The sequence below is a fragment of the Mycolicibacter minnesotensis genome (assembly GCF_010731755.1).
In the GTDB taxonomy this organism is placed as follows: domain Bacteria; phylum Actinomycetota; class Actinomycetes; order Mycobacteriales; family Mycobacteriaceae; genus Mycobacterium; species Mycobacterium minnesotense.
This window is the reverse complement of sequence record NZ_AP022589.1, coordinates 3,508,105-3,525,028: the sequence shown is the minus strand read 5'-3', so window position 1 is coordinate 3,525,028 and position 16,924 is coordinate 3,508,105. Positions and strand designations below refer to the sequence as shown.

Genomic DNA, 16,924 nt, shown 5'->3' with positions numbered 1-16,924 from the left:
TACGCCGAACCCCGAGAAGCCGCACCGTAAACGGCGACCACCACCGAGCGGTCCGGGCTGTTCTCCGACCACACCCCGATCGCGGTGTTGGCGCAGTCCGACATGATCGCGAAATCGGTCGGGTTGTAGTACCAGCGGTTGAGGATCTCGATGCCGCTGATGGCCACCGCGGGGTTGATCGCGACGGTCTGAGCCACCGGCCCCGGGAACCCGGCGGCCTGCGCGCGGGTCTGCGGCGTGGAGCCGTCCGAGCCGAGTTCGCCGTCCAGATCGCGATGTCCAAGAACATCTTTGGCGTGCCACTCCGCGGCGAGCACCAGCCGCGGATCCGCCATCACTCTCTCCGCACAGCCGGCCTGATGATGAATGGTGTAGACGTTGGTCACCACGCTGTCGTTGAGGCGCGAGTTGTCGGCACCGGCCACCGGCACCGACACGGCACCCGCCATCACGATCAGCAGCACCACCGCGCGGCGGACACCGAATCTCATCTGCCCTACACCGGGTCGAACTGCGAGACCAGCCACCGGCCGCCGACCTTATCCAGGCTGACCCGCACGCTCGAGGCCGTATCGGTGGCCGGCCCCTTGCCCGAGGTGGTCGCCTGATCGACGAACAGCAGCACCACGGCGTGGCGGCTGTTCGCGCTCACCGACGCCGCCGCCGGCACCCTGACCACCGTCGAGATCTGCTGCTGTTTGGCGCCGGGGGCCACGACGCTGCCGACCAGGTGGGTGTACTCGTCGCGAAAGGAGCCCGTCATGGCGTCGGCGGCGGCCGCCAACGCGGTGTCGACGTTGTCGGGCCGGTAGGTCAGCATCGCGATCGCGGCCTCGGTCGCGGCCTGCACGGACTCGGCTGCCGCCTGCTGCCTCACCTGCGCCGAGATGTCCTGCCAGCGCAGGTAACCGGCCGCCGCCCCCAGGACCGCAACCAGTGCAGACAGCAGGCACACGAACACCAGACGCAGCAGCGTCGGCCGGCGGTCCGGTTCCACCGCTGCTACTCCTAGATCAACCGCCTCGGCGACGGCGTCGTCGACGGTGGGTGCATCAGTTGTGGGCGCAATGGACATGGCCACCTCCGTTCACGGGATGAAGACGATGTTGGAGACCTTGGGGCCGTCGTCGGTGCGTTGCAGGCTGATCCGCATGCGCCAGCGGCGCGGCTCCGGCACGACATTTCCGGCCATCGTGGTGCGCACCGCGACCGCCAGCAGCACCTCGGCCCGGTCGCCGTCCACCGATTCGAGCCCCGCCTCGGTGACGGTGCCCTCGGACTCCGAATGCGCCTGCTGGACAACGTCGACGAACGGCCGGGACCGCAGGGTGAAGTCGTTGCGGAACTCCCCCGTGGTCGCCTCGATGATGCGCTGCACGTCGGCATCGGCCTGGGCGTAGCTGATCGTGGTCAGGTTGACCGCTGCTTGGCGCGCCACCTGAACGAACTGTTCGCGCTGCTGCTGGGCCTGCTGGTTCGCCTGGATGCGGTAGCCCAACCAGCCCAGAGCACCGGTGAGCACCAGCACCGCCAAGCCCACGACGGCGACCGCGACCACCCGGCGGGTCGCCCCGCCACGTCGCGCCGGTGTATCGGTCGGCGTCACGGGTTGGGGGGCATCAGCATCGTCTGCCATGTCTGCTCCTTCTGCTGCGGGGCCAGGTCTGCCTGGATGTGCCGTTGGCCATCGGGTCCGACGTAGCTGCCGGTGGCCGGGTCATAGGGAACGAAGGCGACCGGCGGATCCTGCGGCACGGCCTGACCGGACGCCGTGGCGTTGGGGTCGCCCTTCCAGTTGTAGCCATCGTTGAGTGGCACGTACCATTCGTCGCTCTCGCACATCTCGACCGTGGGGGCGCGCTTGGCGGGGTTGTTCTCACACGGAATGTTGCGGGCACCACGCACATTGAGGTCGGAGTCCTGTGGCACCCGGCAGTACAGCTCACCGGCGGGCCGATCGGGGTAGTCGACGGAGGCCGGGACCCGCTGCTGGCGGGCTGGAAGGAATCCGGTGTTGCACGGCGGCGGGTAGTTCATGTTGAGGTTGAAGTCGAGATAGATGCCGCGATACGGGGTGTTGAGGCCCGAATCGGCAAGGGTGATGGCCGACATCACCGCGGTGCCCTGCGGGAAGAGCACCAGCAGTTGCTCGATTCCCTGACGGAACGTCACCGCGATCTGCCCCAGACTGACCATGTTGGCCAGCAAAACCGGCAGGGCCGGCGCCACCCGGCCCAGCAGCGCGTTGGCCTCGTCGAGTGCCGGGGCACCCAGGCTGAGCAGGCCGGCGAAGGCTCGGTCCTCGGCGGCGAGCTGGCCGGTGATCGATGCCAGCCGCTGCGCCCAGGTCACCACCGAATCCGCCGTTTGGACTTGCGAGTTCAGCACCGGCGGGGTTTCGTCGATCAACTGTGCCAGCGGTTGCGCGGCCTGCCCTCCCTCGATGGCCAGCGATGTCGATCCGACGACGATCCGCGACAGCTCGGCCCCGAGGCCGCCCACGGCTTTGTTCGCCTCATCGACGACGGTCCGTAGGTCGTCGTGCGGAATTGCCTGCAGTGCAAGGTTGGTGGCGTCCAGCAGGTGGGCGATATCGGCGGGAATCTGAACTCTATCCACCGGGATCACATCTCCGGCACGCAGCGTGCGGTGGTCGCCGGTCCCGGCGACCGGGGTCAGTTCGAGAAACTGTTCACCGATCGCCGAGCGGCTGTGCACCGCGGCTGTCACCGGGGCGGGCACCTTGATCGACGAGTTCAGCTTGAGCACCGCTCGCACCCCGTCGGCATCGACGCCGATGGAGCTGACCCGGCCGATCTCGGTGCCGCGGTAGGTCACCACCGATGTCGGGTACAGCCCGCCGGAGGCCGGCAGTTCGACGGTGACGGTGTAGCGGCCGATGCCGAAAAGTGCCGGCACCTTGACGAATCCGAACGCCATGACCCCACCGGCCACCAGGGTGACGGTGGCCAGGATCGCCAGCTGGGTCCAGACGGTGCGCGAGAGCCTGAACACGTCAGTACCCCCCGAAGTGGTAGGGGGCCACCAGTGGATTGCCTGCGGTGTAGGGGCTGGGCATCTGGCCGACGGTTCTCCCCCACTGCATTTCCAGCTCGGTGAGGTTGCCTTCCCAGCGTGTGCCGGTGAAGATGCCGCTGTCGATCCGGCTCAGCGTCAGGTCGACGACCAGGCTGATGTTGGCGAAGTCGCCGCGGAACCAATTGGGAATGTTGCTCTTGACCCAGGGGTAGGTGGACAGGAAGTCGAGGCCCTGTGTCAGCGCCGGACCGGCGTCGGCCAGCGAGCGCAGCACCGGTGCGATGTTGCGCAGGTTGGCCACCAGCGCCTCCCTGCTCTGTTGGACGGTGGAGACGGCGATGGCACTGAACTTGCCGAATGCGTCGGCGGCGTCGGCGATCTGGGCGCGTTGCTCGGCGAGCACCGTCAGCGCCTGCGGGATCGTGGTCAGTGCCCGATCGACGGTCCGGTTCTGCTGGGCGAACTGGCCGACGAGGCCATTGAGTTTCTCGGTGGCCGAGATGATGTCATCGGTCTGATCGTTGAGCGCGGCGATGAAGGTGTCCAGTTGCGTGAGCAGACTGCGCATATCGCTCTCGCGTCCCGCCAGGGCGCGAGCGAAGCTTTGGTTGATCTCCTGCAGCTGAGCCAGCCCGCCACCGTTGAGCAGCAGCGAAACCGAGGCCAGGGTCTGCTCGGTGGTCGGATAGGTGGCCGCCCGCGACAGCGGGATGACCGCGCCGTCGCTGAGTTCGCCGCGCGGCGGCTCGTCGGTCGGTGGCGCCAACTCGATGTGCATCGAACCGAGCAGGCTGGTCTGCCCGACGGTGGCGGTGCTGTTCGCCGGCAGGTGCACGCTGTTGTCGATGCGCATAGTGACCAGGGCATGCCAGTCCTGGACCTCGATCTTGGTCACGTTGCCCACGGTGACGTCAGCGACCCGAACCCGGGAGTTCTGCTGAATGACCACGACATCGGGTAACTCCGCTGAGATCGTGTAGGTGCCGCCGGTGCTTGCGGTACCGGGCAGGCTCAGTGAGTTCAGGCCGCGCCACTGGCAGCCGGTGGCCCCGAAGGCCACCGCGATGCTCACCGCGACACCGATCAGGCGCTTCACGGGTTGCCCTCGGGCGGCGGCGCCGGCAACAGCAGACCGGGCAGACCCAGCTCGGGGTCGACGGGCTGCGGGGCGGGCTCGGGCGGTTGTTGTGCCGCTGCCGGCCTGAGCCGGTCCTCGCTGTAGGTGATCTCGTTGGGTCGGGCGGCCGTGCCGACGAACGGGTTGCCGCCGATGGGCAGGAAGTTGTACTGGCGGTTCTTGATGATCGGCGCCAGGTACTGCACGCACAGCTTCGATGCCTGCAGCGAATTCGCCCGTGCGAGCGCCTCGATTCCGCCGCAGATGAATTGGACGGTGTTGGCGAAGTTCCCGAGTGCCATCACCCCGGTGATCGCGCTCTGGGCCGGCTGGTAGATGTTCACGAAGTTCTGGAACACCGAGGGGGCAATGTGCAGCACCTGCTTGAGGTCACCACGGCTCTCGTTGAGTGCGGTGGTGATCGCGGCCAGATGATCAGCGGTGACGCCGAAGCCCTCGCGGTTTTCGCCGATGAAGCCGCGCAGGTCCTTGACCGCACTGTCGAGGCTGGTCATTGCGTCGGCGAACTCGCGGGGCGAATTGCTCAGCACGGTGGTGATATCGGCGAGGTTGACGTTGAATGCCGCCAGCAGATCACTGCTGGAGGTCAAGGCCGACACCAGCAGTTGCATGTTGCGGACCGTGCTGAAGATGTCGGTGCTGTGGTCACCGAGCGCCGACATGGCCTGCGACAGTTTGATCACGGTCTCGCGTGCCGTGTCACCCTGCCCGCGCAGGTTGGCCGCCGCGGTGGCGACGAAGTCGCCGACCGCGCTGCGGCCGGTCTCATCGGCCGGCTGCAGCGAGTCGGTGAGCTTCTCCAACTGCTCACGGAAGTCGTCCCACTCGACGGGAACCGCGGTGCGCTCCTGGCCGATGCTGGCACCGTCGGCCAGTTCGGGGCCGCCGGAGTAGGCCGGCACCAGCTGGATCGCCCGCGCGCTGACCAGTGATGGCGACAGGATCGCCGCGCGCGCATCCGCGGGAATCCGGTACTGGGCACCGACGGAGAAGGTCACCCTGGCGGCATCGGGCAGCGGTTCGATGCGGTTGACGGTCCCGACGGCGACCCCCAGGATCCGGATCTCGTCGCCGGTGTAGAGGCCGTTGGTGTTGGTGAAGTAAGCCGTGTAGACGTGCTTGCGCAGCTGCGCCCAGGGTGGGCCGGCGACCAAGAACAGTGCGGTGGCCAGGGTCGACACCAGCACGGCTGCGGTCGCCAGGCGCAGCAGCCGCAACCGTTCGGCGGACAGGTTCCCACCCGCGACAGAGTGGACGCCCACGTCAGTTCCCCCCGTTGGCTGCCGGGCCGAGCGCAGGTGGCCCAGGAGGGGGCCCGCCCGGTGGTGGTGCCGGCAGCGGCTCCCGGTAGGGATAGCGCGGGTCGCCGGGCTTCCCGGTGATGGCGTCCGGCAGGGTCAGGTTCGGCTCGCCGCCCTGCCCGGTACGGGGAAACGGCATCGGCAGTGGCGGTGTGCCCGGCTGGCCGACCGCGGGATCGTTCAACTCCGACGGCAACAGCACATTGGGGTCCAGGCCCAGATCAGAGAAGGCCGCCTCAATGGCCGGCTGAGCCAGCTGGCCCGGAATCAGGTTCACCACTGAGGCTTTGAAGAACGGTCCGGAGCCCAGCACCTCACCGAAGGACATGGCGTAGCGGCGAAACAGGTAGAGGGTGCGTTGCAGCTCAGCCCGGCGGTTGTCGAGGATCTCCAACACCCCGTTGAGCTTGTCCACCGCAGGCTTCAACTGCTGGTGGTTCTCCTCGACCAGGGCCGACACCTGTCGTGACACCGCGGTCAGGTTGGTCATCAGCGCGTCGACGGAATTGCGTTGCGACAAAAGCTCGCTCAGCAGGGCGTTGCTGTTGGCCACCAGCCCGGCGATCTGTTCACTGCGCTGGGCCAGCACCCCGGTCACGGTGTTGGCGTTGGACAGCAGCTGACGCAGCGTGGCGTCGCGCTTGTCGAGAGTATCGGAGAATCGGGCCACTCCCTGCAGAGCTGCCTTGAGGTCCGGCGGGGTGTCTTTGAACGTCTCCGCCAGGGTGCTCAGGGCAGCCGAGAGCTGGGTGGTGTCCAGGCCGCTGACGACGGCGGTCAGGTCACCCAGAGCATCGGGCAGGTCATAGGGAGAGGTCGTCCGTTCGGCCGGTATCGGGCCGGTGAGGTGGCCTTCGCCGCGCGGGGTGAGCTCCAGGAATTTGTTTCCCAGAACGGTTTCGGTTTTGATAGCCGCTTCGGTCCTGTCCCCCAGGACGACTCCCTTGCGGACGGTGAACCTGACCAGAACTCGATTGCCCTCCAGGGCAAGGCCCGCCACCCGGCCCACATCGAGTCCCGAGACCCGCACGTCGGCATGGGGTTTGATGCCACCGGCCTCGGTGAAGTAGGCGGCATAGTCGGAGGTGCCCTTGATGAACGGCAGCCTGTCGTAGCTGAACACCGCCACCACCAGTGCGATCAGTACGAGGATGCCGGTCAGGCCGACCGCGGGCCGGCTGCGGTCGGCCAGCGGTGTGACGTTGAGCCGCGGCAGTTTCGGTCTCGTCATTTCGGGGCGCACCGTCCGGTCGTCTGGTTCATGATCTTGGAGTAGAGCGGTTGTCCGCCTTTGCCATTCACCTTGATCACCAGGTCACACATGTAGAAGCCGAAGTAGTCGCCGTAGAGTCCGTTGCGGGCCAGCACCTGGTAGGCGTCGGGCAGTGTCGCCACCAGATCGTCGACATAGTCGCGGTCTGCCAGCACCTGACCGGAGACCCGATCGGTCTGCACCACAGCCTCGCGGATGGGTTCGCGGGCGACGGTCAACAGGTCGGCGACCGATCCGGCCGCGGCGTTGATATAGGCCACCCCGGTAGTGAGGTCGGTTCGGCGATCTGCCAGCCCCTGAACCAGGTTGGCCAGCGAATCCAGCCCCCGACCGAACTCGTGATCACGTGCGCTGAAGGTGCCCAGCACCGTGTTGAGATTGGTGATCACCTGACCGATCAGTTCATCGCGCCCGGCCAGCGTGGTGGTCAATGCTGAGGTCTGCGACAGCACCGAGGCGATGGTGCCGCCCTGACCCTGAAACACCCGGAGCAGTTCACCGCTCAGCGCGTTGACCTGGTCGGGATCCAGGGCGCGGAACAGGGGCCGGAAGCCTCCGATCAGGGCGTCGACGTCGAGGGCGGGTTCGGTTCGGGTCAGCGGAATGGTGTGACCGGCTTGCAGTGTGCGTACCGATCCGGGCCCCTGCTCCAGTGACAGGTAGCGGTCGCCGATGAGGTTCTCGTAGCGCACCGCCGCGCGGGTGCCCTCAGTGAGCGTGAGGCCGCGATCGATGGAGAAATCCACCGTGACGGTGCCGTCGGGCCGCAGCGTCATCTTCGTGACCTTGCCGATCTCGACACCGGCGATCCGCACGAAGTTGCCGCCCTTGAGGCCTGACACGTTGGTGAACTCGGCCCGGTAGCCGACCCGGGAGTCGAACCGGAACTGGCCGAAGACGGTCACCAGAACGAAGATGAATGCCAAGCAGGTGACCGTGAACAGTACGACCCAGGTCAGGGTCCTGCCGATGTTGCCGGTCATGGTGCCGGTCCTGGCGCGGGCGGCCCGGGATAACGGATCCGGGGTGGCTCTGGATCGGGCTTGGTCACCGGGAAGTAGTTGGCGAAGCCCGGGAACCCGATGCCGGGGTTGGGCCGAACGTCCAGGCCGGTGCCGAATCCGGTGTCGGTGACCAGATACTTCACCGGGAAGTTCTTGCTCACGTCGGGCAGCGAGCCGCAGCTGGGGTGCCCGCCCGGCCCGCCTCGGGCGTTGACCAGCGGCAGGTTGTCCGGATACCGGTACGGGTCGTCGCCGGCCAGCATCGCGGCATCCATGATGACCGATCTGCCGTTGCCGCCCATGGCATCTCGACCACCGTTCTCCAGGAACCACTGGGCGCCCTGGAACAGGCAGGTGTAGGTGGGCGAATACTCCTGGAGCAGATCGGTGGTCGGGGCCATCAGGTTGAGCGCCTGAACCAGTGCGGGCTGGTTGGAGCCCAGGGTGTCCACCCCGGTCGCGGAGAAGCCCACCGCGGCGAGCAGCAGCGCGTTGAGTTCCCCGGACTGTGCGCTCACCGTCGTGCTGGTGGTGGACGTAGCGTCCAGCACGTTCAGAATGTTCTGTGCGGCGACCGAATACACCTGCGTGGTCTGGCCGAACAGCTGCCAGTCGCGCTGCACGGTCGGCATGCGTGGGTTCACCGCCGTCAGCACGGTGTTGGCTCCGGTGATCGCCCGGCCCAGAACATCTCCCCTGCCGCGTACCGATTCGGCCACCGCCGACAGCACGGCATTGAGCTTGGCCGGGTCGACGGCGTGCACCACCGCCTGCAGGTTCTCGAAGACCGTGTTGACTTCCACCGTCACATTGCGGGAGCGCAGCATCGCGCCGGCCTTGAGGCGCTGGTCGCTGGGCCCGTTCTCGGGGATGACGAGATCGACGTACTTGGAACCGAACGCCGTGGTGGACTTGATCTCGGCTTCGACGTTGCTCGGCAGGTAGCGGAAAGGCCCCGGATACATGGTGAGCTCCAGGGTGGCCAGTCGCGTGTCGTCGGCACCCGGCTGGGTGCCGATGGACCGCACCTCGCCGACTTGGATGCCGCGCAGTTTGACCTTGGCCCCGTTCTCCATGACGAGTCCGGCGCGATCCGAGACCACTGTGAGCGGGACGTAGCCCCGAAACGCTCCCGAGAACAACAGGGCGGTCATGGCGCACAGGGCAGCAACCACCACGACCAGGACCGGTGACCACCAGATCGGATCGATGGCGGTGCGGCGAGATGTGTTGCGGCTGGCGAGGTTCATTGACATCACCCCGACAGATGAAAGTTGCCGGACTGTCCGTACACCGACAGTGTGATGGTCAACAACACGAACACCGTCGCGGTGACCGAGGTGCGCACGGCGCGGCCCACGGCCTCGCCGACACCGGCGGGACCACCGGTCGCGGTGAATCCGTAGTAGGTGTGCACCACCATCACCGCGGTGGCCATCGACAGCGCGGCCAGAAACGACCACAGCAGATCGGTGGGTTCCAAGAATGTGGAGAAGTAGTGGTCGTAGACGCCGCGCGACTGACCGTAGATCACCGTGGTGCCGAAGCGAGTCGCCAGGAACGCCATCAGCACGGCGACGGTGTAGAGCGGGATCACCACTAACACTCCGGCGACGATCCGGGTGGCGGCCAGGTAGGTGATCGGCCTGATCCCCATGGCCTCCAGCGCGTCGATCTCTTCGTTGATCCGCATCGAGCCGATCTGGGCGGTCGCACCGGCGCCGATGGTTGCGGCCAACGCCACCCCGGCGGTGGCGGGGGCGATGAATCGGACGTTGAGGAACGCGCCCAGGAAGCCGGTCAGTGCCTCGATTCCGACGTTGGACAAGGTGTTGTAGCCCTGGACCGCGATCAGTGCTCCCGTGGACAGGGTGAGGAAGCCGACGATCACCACCGTTCCACCGATGACGGCCAACGCCCCGGCTCCCATGCCCATGACCGCGATCAGGCGCAGGACCTCACCGGGGTAACGCCGGATCGCGTCCCCGACGGCGATCAGCGCGTTGCCGTAGAAGGCGGTCTGTTCGCCGAGCCGCCGGGCGGTGTCTGCGGCCGTCACGGTGCCACCTTCACACCGAAGGCGGTGGCCAGGATGTTGATCAGAAACAGTGCCATGAAGGCGAATACGACGGTCTCGTTGACCGCGTTGCCCACCGCGGTCGGGCCGCCGCCCACCGACAGGCCTTTGTAGCAGGCGATCAGTCCGGCTGACAGCCCGAACAGCAGCGCCTTGATCAGCGAGACCACCACCTGCGGCAGCCCGGTCAGCAGCGTCATCCCGGAGACGAAGGCACCGGGCGTCACATGCTGCACGAACACCACGAACGCGTAGCTTCCGGTCAGCCCCACGACCGCGACCACGGAGTAGAGCATCACCGCGACGAAGGTCGCCGCGATCACGCGCGGAACCACGAGGGCTCGGATCGGATTGACCCCGATCACCTTCATGGCATCGATCTCCTCGCGGATCGTGCGCGCTCCCAGGTCGGCGCACATTGCGGTGGCACCCGCCCCCGACACCACGATGGCGGTCACCACAGGCCCCACCTGGGTGACCGCGGCCAAGGCGGCGCCGGCACCGGACAGGTCGGCGGCGCCGATCTCCAACAGCACGATGTTGAGCGTGAAGACGATGAGCACGGTGTAGGGAATCGACAGCATGATCGTCGGGACTATCGACACCCGCGCGACGAACCAGATCTGGTCGATCAGCTCGCGCCAGGCCCACGGCGGTCGCACCATTGCCGCGAAGGTCTCGCCGGCGAGCACGACGAAGTCGCCGACCGCGACGGCAGGCTTGGACCAGGAGGGCGCGCTCATCGCTGCCTGCCTACGATGTGCGCCAACGTCTCACCCCGTTCGTGCACGTACGAGCCGTCCCGCCGAGGACGGCCCCGCCACTTCCCCGCCCGGTACGCATGTCCGTGCCGATCTCCCGCGCATTCGTCGTCCCCTCCATCAGTTGGCCGAACAGTAGGAGTGCACGAGTTAGCTGTCAACGCGCCCAAAAGGCCTACTACCGCGCTGTTCACGGAAGATGCTGGTTGCCAAGCACAGGCGATTTGGCGCACGGCGATTTAATCGAGCCGACCGCAACGACGGCGCCGATCCCGAGTACTCCCCCGGGTCTGCGCCCGGTGGCGCACACTCGACGAGACCCGATCGGAAGGAAACCCGGTGATGGCGACCACGGTGACGCGCTGGCAACGACGGGTGGATGCCGGCGACTGGGGAACCATCGCAGCCGATCTCGACGAATACGGTGGGGCGCTGCTACCCCGGCTTCTGACGGACACCGAGGCCGCGCGGCTGCGCCGCTGCTACGGCGACGACGAACGTTTCCGCGCCACCGTCGACATGCAGCGTCACCGCTACGGTTCCGGGCAATACCGGTACTTCACGGCGCCGGCGCCCGATCCGGTCGATGCACTCAAGCGGGCGCTGTATCCGCGCTTGCTGCCGATCGCCCGGGAATGGGCTGACAGGCTTGGCCGGGAAGCGCCGTGGCCGGACGACTTCGAGGAATGGCTGGGCCACTGCCACCGGGCCGGCCAGCACAAGCCGACCGCGCTGATGCTGCGTTACGGCCCCGGCGACTGGAATGCTTTGCACCGGGACCTCTACGGCGAGTTGGTGTTTCCCCTACAGGTGGTGATCAATCTGAGCGACCCGGCCACCGACTACACCGGGGGTGAGTTCCTGCTCGTCGAGCAGCGCCCGCGGGCCCAGTCACGAGGCACCGCCGTGCAGTTGCCGCAGGGCCACGGGTATGTCTTCACCACCCGAGATCGGCCGATCCGTTCTGCTCGGGGCTGGTCGACGGCGCCGGTGCGCCATGGGGTCTCGCCGATCCGCTCCGGGCAGCGCTACACACTGGGTCTGATCTTTCACAACGCCGCGTGAGGGCTCTGTGCCCTGCGGTGCAGCAGGATGATGTTGTCGAGCAGGGTGCCCGGTTGCCCGTCGGGTCCGGTGGCAGCGCGCTGCACCGCCTCGATGCGCACCAGCTCCCATTCCGCCTCGTCGATACTCAGCACTGCCAGAACCTCGTCGGCGGTGGCGAAGTGGTGCTCGCGTGCGTGTTCGCCGGCCCAGGGCGGCGCGGCACCGTGGTCCACGATCAGCAGTCGGCCATCGGCCGCCACGGCCTCGGCGGCACGGCGCAGCAACGGTTCGCGGTCCAGTTGCACCGGTGAGTGCAGGAACTGCGCCGACACCAGGTCGAAGCGTCCGGCAGGGAAGCTGGTGGACAGATCATGACGCTCGAAGCGAATCTGCGCGGTCACGCCTGCCTGCTGAGCGGCGGTAGCCGCCCGCGCCAGTGCGTTGTTCGAGATGTCGACCGCCACCACCTGCCAGCCGTTTTCGGCCAGCCAGAGGGCGTCGCCGCCCTCACCGCAGCCCAGATCGAGCGCCCGGCCCGGGGACAGGCCGCCGGTGATCTCGGCCAGGTGCGCATTGGCACGCCCACTCCACACCGAGTGGTCGCCGCTGTAGAACTCGTCCCAGAATTCGCGCGCGTCGCGCAGTGCGTCCGTCATTGGTCTGCTTTCCTTTCGGTCATCGCGACGCCGGGCGGCATCACCAATCCGTAGTCGTCTGCTGCCAAGCTCTGTACCACCGCCGCTGCGGCACGCGAGCCCGCCGCGATGGCGGCAGCCACCTGCGGCATCTCCCCGGTCAGGTCCCCGGCGGCAAACACCCCGGGAATCGAAGTGCGGCACAAAGGATCGACGCCGACGGGGTCCAGCGCCACCGGTCCGGGGGGCGCGACCCCCACGCCCAGCCTTTCGGCCAGCCGATCGCGTTGCCGCAGTGCTGTGGCCACCAGAAGTCCGCGCCGCGGCAACCGCTGCCCGTCGGCGAAGACCACTGCCGACAGCTCGCCCTCATGTGCGTCCAGCGCCACCACCGGCCGCTCGTCTACCCGGACGCCGGCACTGGACAGTCGGCGGCGATCGTCTGCGCCGAGGTCGGCCGCACCGCCGGTGAGAACCACGATGTCGTCACTCCAACAGCGCAACAACAGTGCCAGGTGCACTGCTCGCTCGCCGTCGGCCAGCACCGCCAGCGGCAGGTCCCGCACTTCCCAGCCGTGGCAGAACGGGCAGTGGAACACCGAACGGCCCCATAGTTCGGCCAGGCCAGGAAGCTCCGGAGGCAGGTAGGTCATCCCGGTGGCCAACAGCACCCGCCGGGTCCGCTCGGTGGCCCCGCCGTCACCCCGCACGACGAAATCGCCTTCTGTGCCCTGGATGTCTGTCACCTCGCCGGTCCGGATCTGCACCCCATAGGAGGCCAGTTCGTCACGGCCCAGGGCGTACAGCTCGGCAGGTGGGCGGCCGTCGTGGCCCAGTAGCCCGCCGATGCCGTGCGCGCTGCGATTGCTCTGTTGCGCCGCGTCGATCAGCAGTGTTCTGCGGCGGGCCCGGCCCAAGACCAAGCCGGCGCTGAGTCCGGCGGCGCCGCCGCCCACCACGATGCAGTCCCAGATTTCGCTCATGCACCGAGCTTGCCGAGCGGTGCCAGATACTGGCAAGCTTATTTGCCATGCAGGCAAACCCAGACGACGGCGGCGTAGATCTGCGGGTGCGGCGTCGCCTCCGAGAACTGCGCACCCAGCAGGGGCTGACGTTGGAGGATGTGGCCACCCGCGCCCGCATCGACGTCTCGACGTTGAGCCGGCTGGAATCGGGCAAACGCCGCCTGGCGCTGGATCATCTCCCCCGGCTGGCCGAGGCGTTGTCGGTCAGCACCGACGAGTTGCTGCGCGCTCCGCAGCATGTCGACCCCCGGGTCCGCGGTACCTCGCACAGCCACAACGGCATCACCTTCTGGCCGCTGACCCGCAACGGGCCGGCCGGGGGCCTACATGCCTTCAAGATCCGGGTCAGCATGCGCCGCCGCCGTCCGGCCGAGTTACCGGTCCACGAAGGCCACGAGTGGCTGTATGTGTTGTCCGGACGGCTCCAATTGGTTTTGGGCGAGGACGATTTCGTGATCGAACCGGGTGAGGCCGTCGAGTTCTCCACCTGGACCCCGCATTGGTTCGGCGCCCTGGACGGTCCCGTCGAGGCGATCACGATCTTCGGCGCCCACGGTGAACGGGTGCACCTGCACGACTGACGCGCGAACGAACGCCTACAGGTATGCCGTCTGGTTCACCAGGCGCACCGCTGCCGGACCGTCGCCGTAAAACTCGGCGATGCTGAGCGACGCCAGGTCCAGGTGCAACCGGTACAGGATGGTCGGACCGGCATCCAACGCCAGCCGCAGCAAGGTCTTGATCGGCGTCACGTGCGACACCACCAGCACCGTGCTGCCGCTGTGGTCGGCGACGATCCGATCGCGGGCGCGGCGCACCCGCTGCTGCACGGCATCGAAGCTCTCCCCGTCCGGGGGCTGAATTGCGGTGTCCTTCAGCCAGCGACGGTGCAGTTCGGGGTCACGCTCGGCCGCCTCGGTGAAAGTCAGGCCCTCCCAGGCGCCGAAGTCGGTCTCGGTCAGATCCTCATCGACGGTGACGTCCAAGCCCAGCAGCCTGGCCGCCGCCCCGGCGGTGTCGCGGCAGCGCTGCAGCGGCGAACTGATGACCGCCGAGATACCGCCACGCTGGGCCAAGTAGCGCGCCGCCGCATCGGCCTGCTGGCGGCCGGTGTCGGTCAGCGGCGGATTGCCGCGTCCGGAGTAGCGCCGATTCACCGACAGTTCGGTCTGCCCGTGCCTCAGCAGCAGCAGCTGGGTAGCCGTGCCGGTCGCACCGGTCCATCCGGGAGCGGCGGGGGCCGCAGATACCGAAGCTTTCTCATCCCGGTCCTGCGCGGGCTTCTCGATGCCGGCGGCAGCGTCCATCGCCTGGTTGGCCAGCCGGTCCGCGTGGGAGTTCTTCTCCCGCGGGATCCAGGTGTAGCGCACGTGGTCGAACTGCGCGGCCAGCTCCCGGGCCTGGCGGTGCAGCGGAATCAGGTCCGGGTGCTTGACCTTCCAGCGGCCCGCCACCTGTTCGACCACCAGTTTGGAATCCATGAAGACCCCGACCTCGGCAGCACCCAAGCGCCCCGCCTCGGTCAATCCCGCTATCAGGCCGCGGTATTCGGCAACGTTGTTGGTGGCAATTCCGATTGCCTCGTTCACCTCGCCCAGCAATGAGGTTCGATCGGCCGACCACACCACCGCCCCGTAGCCGGCGGGGCCGGGGTTCCCCCGCGAGCCGCCGTCAGCTTCGACTACGACCTTCATCCCACTACCCTCACCGGCCGGCCCACTAACCGAAGTTCTTGACCCGCAGCAGGATCGTGTTGCATTCCGGGCACCGCAGGACCTCTTCGGGCTCGGCCGCCGAGATCTTCGCCAGCTGGCCGCGGTCGATCTCGATGCGGCAGGCCCCACATTGACCGCCCCGCAACAGCCCGGCGCCTACTCCCGCCGAGGCACGCTGCCGCTCATAGAGCGCCAACAGCTCGGCGTCGATCTCGGCGGCCAGTCGTTCACGGCTGCCCGAACGCTGTCCGCGGGTGGTCTCGATCTCCTCTAATGCGGTATCGATCGACTCCTGCACCCGGGCGAGGTCGGCAGCCAGGCCCTCCAGCACGTTCGCTTCGGCGCTAGCCTGGGTCTGCAATTGCTCACGCTGCTCCATCAGCTCCAGCAGTGAGTCCTCCAGACTCGATTGCCTCTTCTGCAGGGTCTCCACCTCGTGCTGCAGATCGGTCACCTGCTTGGAATTGACCTGACCGGAATCCAGCAACGCGCGGTCTCGGTCCTCCCGCTGGCGCACGGCGTCGATCTCCGATTCCAAGCGCCCGGCTTGAGCGTCCAAGTCCTCCAGGGCCAGCTCCAGCGCGGCCAACCGGTCTGCGGCGGCGGTGTGTTCGGCCTGGATCCGCTCGCGCTCCTGCTGCTCGGGCAGATGCCCGACGCGGTGCGCCATCCGGGCCAGTTCGGCGTCGAGTTCCGACAGTTCCAGCAGTGAACGTTGCTGTGCTTCTTTAGCCTTCATGACCGGTCTCCTTCGAGCGCGAGATTCCAGGGGTCGGTGCGTCGCGTGCTGACAGCCACCGGCAGCGTCGCACCGAAGTGCGAGCGCAGTACCTCGGCTGCTTGGGCGCACCAAGGGTATTCACTGGCCCAGTGCGCCACATCGACCAGCGCCACCGTAGACCGGCGAGAATGTTCGTCGGCGGGGTGGTGGCGCAGGTCCGCGGTGACGTAGACCTGGGCGTCGGCGGCGGCCGCCGCATCCAGCAGGGAGTCGCCGGCGCCGCCGCACACCGCCACTCGCGAGACCTCCAGATCGGGGTCACCGGAGGCCCGTACCCCCCAGGAGGTGGCCGGCAGCCCGGCGGCGACGCGGGCGACGAACGCGCTCAAAGGCTCGGGGACGGCCAGACTGCCCACGCGTCCGATCCCCACCCCCGCAGGCAACGGCTGCAACGCGACGATGTCGAACGCCGGCTCCTCGTAGGGATGGGCGGCCAGCAGCGCGGCGTGCACGGCCGCGCGTGCACGCGCCGGTGCCACCACTTCGACGCGATCTTCGGCGACATGCTCGACCGCGCCCAGCTGCCCGATAGCCGGCGTCGCACCGTCGCCCGGCAGGAACTGGCCGATCCCACCGACGCTCCAGCTGCACTGCGTGTAGTCGCCGATGTGTCCGGCCCCGGCGGCGAACACCGCGGCGCGCACCGCCTCGGCGTGCTCGGGCGGGGTGTAGATCACCCACTTGTCGGTGTCGACGCGCGGACCGGCGGGCTCCAGCACCGACTCCACGGTCAGCCCCACCGCTGCCGCGAGCGCGTCGGAGACTCCCGGCGAGGCCGCATCGGCATTGGTGTGCGCGGTGAATAAGGCACGGCCGGTGCGGATCAGGCGGTGTATCAGCGAGCCCTTGGGGGTGCTGGCCGCCACGGTGTCCACACCGCGCAGCAACAGCGGATGGTGGGCCAGCAACAGGCCACCTTCGGGAACCTCGTCGACCACGTCGGCCGTCGCGTCGACCGCGATGGTCACCGAGCTCACCACGTCGTCGGGATCGCCGCAGACCAGCCCCACCGAATCCCAGGAATGAGCCAGCCCGGGCGGGTAGGCCGCATCCAGTACGTCGATGACGTCAGCAAGCCGGGCAGTCACGCGTGCAACAGTAGTGCGCCACCCGGCGAGCACTCCGCGC

The 16,924-nt window shown here is 67.7% G+C and carries 17 protein-coding genes and 1 pseudogene; 2 read left to right on the top strand and 16 right to left on the bottom strand.

The features are described from left to right. Nucleotides 1-2: 2 nt before the first annotated feature. From G6N09_RS16290 to G6N09_RS16240, 11 genes and pseudogenes are all read right to left on the bottom strand, one after another. A pseudogene (locus G6N09_RS16290) lies at nt 3-449 on the bottom strand (CAP domain-containing protein); the annotation flags it as partial. A 47-nt stretch (nt 450-496) separates the two neighbouring features. Then, entirely contained in the window at nt 497-1,075 is a 579-nt protein-coding gene (locus G6N09_RS16285) for an Rv1363c family protein (RefSeq protein WP_083022459.1), read from the bottom strand. Between the two features lie 12 nt (nt 1,076-1,087). Continuing rightward, nucleotides 1,088-1,636, bottom strand: coding sequence for an Rv1363c family protein (locus G6N09_RS16280; RefSeq protein ID WP_083022515.1), 549 nt, complete (start codon nt 1,634-1,636; stop codon nt 1,088-1,090). Continuing rightward, entirely contained in the window at nt 1,603-3,015 is a 1,413-nt protein-coding gene (locus G6N09_RS16275; RefSeq protein WP_083022458.1) for an MCE family protein, read from the bottom strand. The genes G6N09_RS16280 and G6N09_RS16275 overlap by 34 nt, the downstream gene beginning before the upstream one ends. Before the next feature lies 1 nt (nt 3,016). Continuing rightward, nucleotides 3,017-4,135 (bottom strand): virulence factor Mce family protein, encoded by a 1,119-nt coding sequence (locus G6N09_RS16270; RefSeq protein ID WP_083022457.1) that lies wholly within the window; start codon nt 4,133-4,135, stop codon nt 3,017-3,019. Continuing rightward, nucleotides 4,132-5,439: an MCE family protein gene (locus G6N09_RS16265; RefSeq protein ID WP_234806866.1), complete on the bottom strand. Its 1,308-nt coding sequence runs from the start codon at nt 5,437-5,439 to the stop codon at nt 4,132-4,134. Before G6N09_RS16265 ends, G6N09_RS16270 begins: the two co-directional genes overlap by 4 nt. Before the next feature lies 1 nt (nt 5,440). Next, nucleotides 5,441-6,709, bottom strand: a complete 1,269-nt coding sequence (locus G6N09_RS16260) for an MCE family protein (protein ID WP_083022456.1) — start codon at nt 6,707-6,709, stop codon at nt 5,441-5,443. Further along, nucleotides 6,706-7,734 carry an MCE family protein gene (locus tag G6N09_RS16255; RefSeq protein ID WP_083022455.1) on the bottom strand — a complete coding sequence of 343 codons (1,029 nt, stop codon included), beginning with the start codon at nt 7,732-7,734 and terminating at the stop codon, nt 6,706-6,708. Before G6N09_RS16255 ends, G6N09_RS16260 begins: the two co-directional genes overlap by 4 nt. After that, the gene (locus G6N09_RS16250) at nt 7,731-9,005 is read right to left on the bottom strand and encodes an MCE family protein (RefSeq protein ID WP_407662622.1); all 1,275 of its coding nucleotides are present in this window, start codon (nt 9,003-9,005) and stop codon (nt 7,731-7,733) included. Before G6N09_RS16250 ends, G6N09_RS16255 begins: the two co-directional genes overlap by 4 nt. Nucleotides 9,006-9,010: 5 nt before the next feature. Further along, on the bottom strand, nt 9,011-9,814 hold the full coding sequence (locus G6N09_RS16245; protein ID WP_083022454.1) for an ABC transporter permease: 804 nt from the start codon (nt 9,812-9,814) through the stop codon (nt 9,011-9,013). Next, a complete protein-coding gene (locus G6N09_RS16240) occupies nt 9,811-10,575 on the bottom strand; it encodes an MlaE family ABC transporter permease (protein ID WP_083022453.1) in 765 nt (254 codons plus the stop codon). Before G6N09_RS16240 ends, G6N09_RS16245 begins: the two co-directional genes overlap by 4 nt. Before the next feature lie 360 nt (nt 10,576-10,935). Between G6N09_RS16240 and G6N09_RS16235 the strand changes: the two genes are divergently transcribed. Further along, entirely contained in the window at nt 10,936-11,658 is a 723-nt protein-coding gene (locus G6N09_RS16235; protein WP_109558760.1) for a 2OG-Fe(II) oxygenase, read from the top strand. Here G6N09_RS16235 and G6N09_RS16230 read toward each other — a convergent pair. Further along, nucleotides 11,643-12,296: an SAM-dependent methyltransferase gene (locus G6N09_RS16230; protein WP_179959848.1), complete on the bottom strand. Its 654-nt coding sequence runs from the start codon at nt 12,294-12,296 to the stop codon at nt 11,643-11,645. The genes G6N09_RS16235 and G6N09_RS16230 overlap by 16 nt on opposite strands. Next, nucleotides 12,293-13,258, bottom strand: coding sequence for an NAD(P)/FAD-dependent oxidoreductase (locus tag G6N09_RS16225; RefSeq protein ID WP_083022452.1), 966 nt, complete (start codon nt 13,256-13,258; stop codon nt 12,293-12,295). The genes G6N09_RS16230 and G6N09_RS16225 overlap by 4 nt, the downstream gene beginning before the upstream one ends. A 47-nt stretch (nt 13,259-13,305) precedes the next feature. On the opposite strand from G6N09_RS16225, the gene G6N09_RS16220 reads away from it, so the two are divergent. Then, complete coding sequence (locus G6N09_RS16220) at nt 13,306-13,881, top strand: type II toxin-antitoxin system RelB family anti-toxin (protein ID WP_083022451.1); 576 nt, start codon at nt 13,306-13,308, stop codon at nt 13,879-13,881. Between the two features lie 15 nt (nt 13,882-13,896). Here G6N09_RS16220 and G6N09_RS16215 read toward each other — a convergent pair whose 3' ends face one another. The 3 genes from G6N09_RS16215 to G6N09_RS16205 are packed head-to-tail and all read right to left on the bottom strand — an operon-like array spanning nt 13,897 to nt 16,884. Continuing rightward, nucleotides 13,897-14,994 (bottom strand): bifunctional RNase H/acid phosphatase, encoded by a 1,098-nt coding sequence (locus tag G6N09_RS16215; RefSeq protein ID WP_083022450.1) that lies wholly within the window; start codon nt 14,992-14,994, stop codon nt 13,897-13,899. A 25-nt stretch (nt 14,995-15,019) separates the two neighbouring features. After that, entirely contained in the window at nt 15,020-15,754 is a 735-nt protein-coding gene (locus tag G6N09_RS16210) for a zinc ribbon domain-containing protein (RefSeq protein WP_083022449.1), read from the bottom strand. After that, nucleotides 15,751-16,884, bottom strand: a complete 1,134-nt coding sequence (locus G6N09_RS16205; protein ID WP_083022510.1) for a Nif3-like dinuclear metal center hexameric protein — start codon at nt 16,882-16,884, stop codon at nt 15,751-15,753. Before G6N09_RS16205 ends, G6N09_RS16210 begins: the two co-directional genes overlap by 4 nt. Between the last annotated feature and the right edge of the window lie 40 nt (nt 16,885-16,924).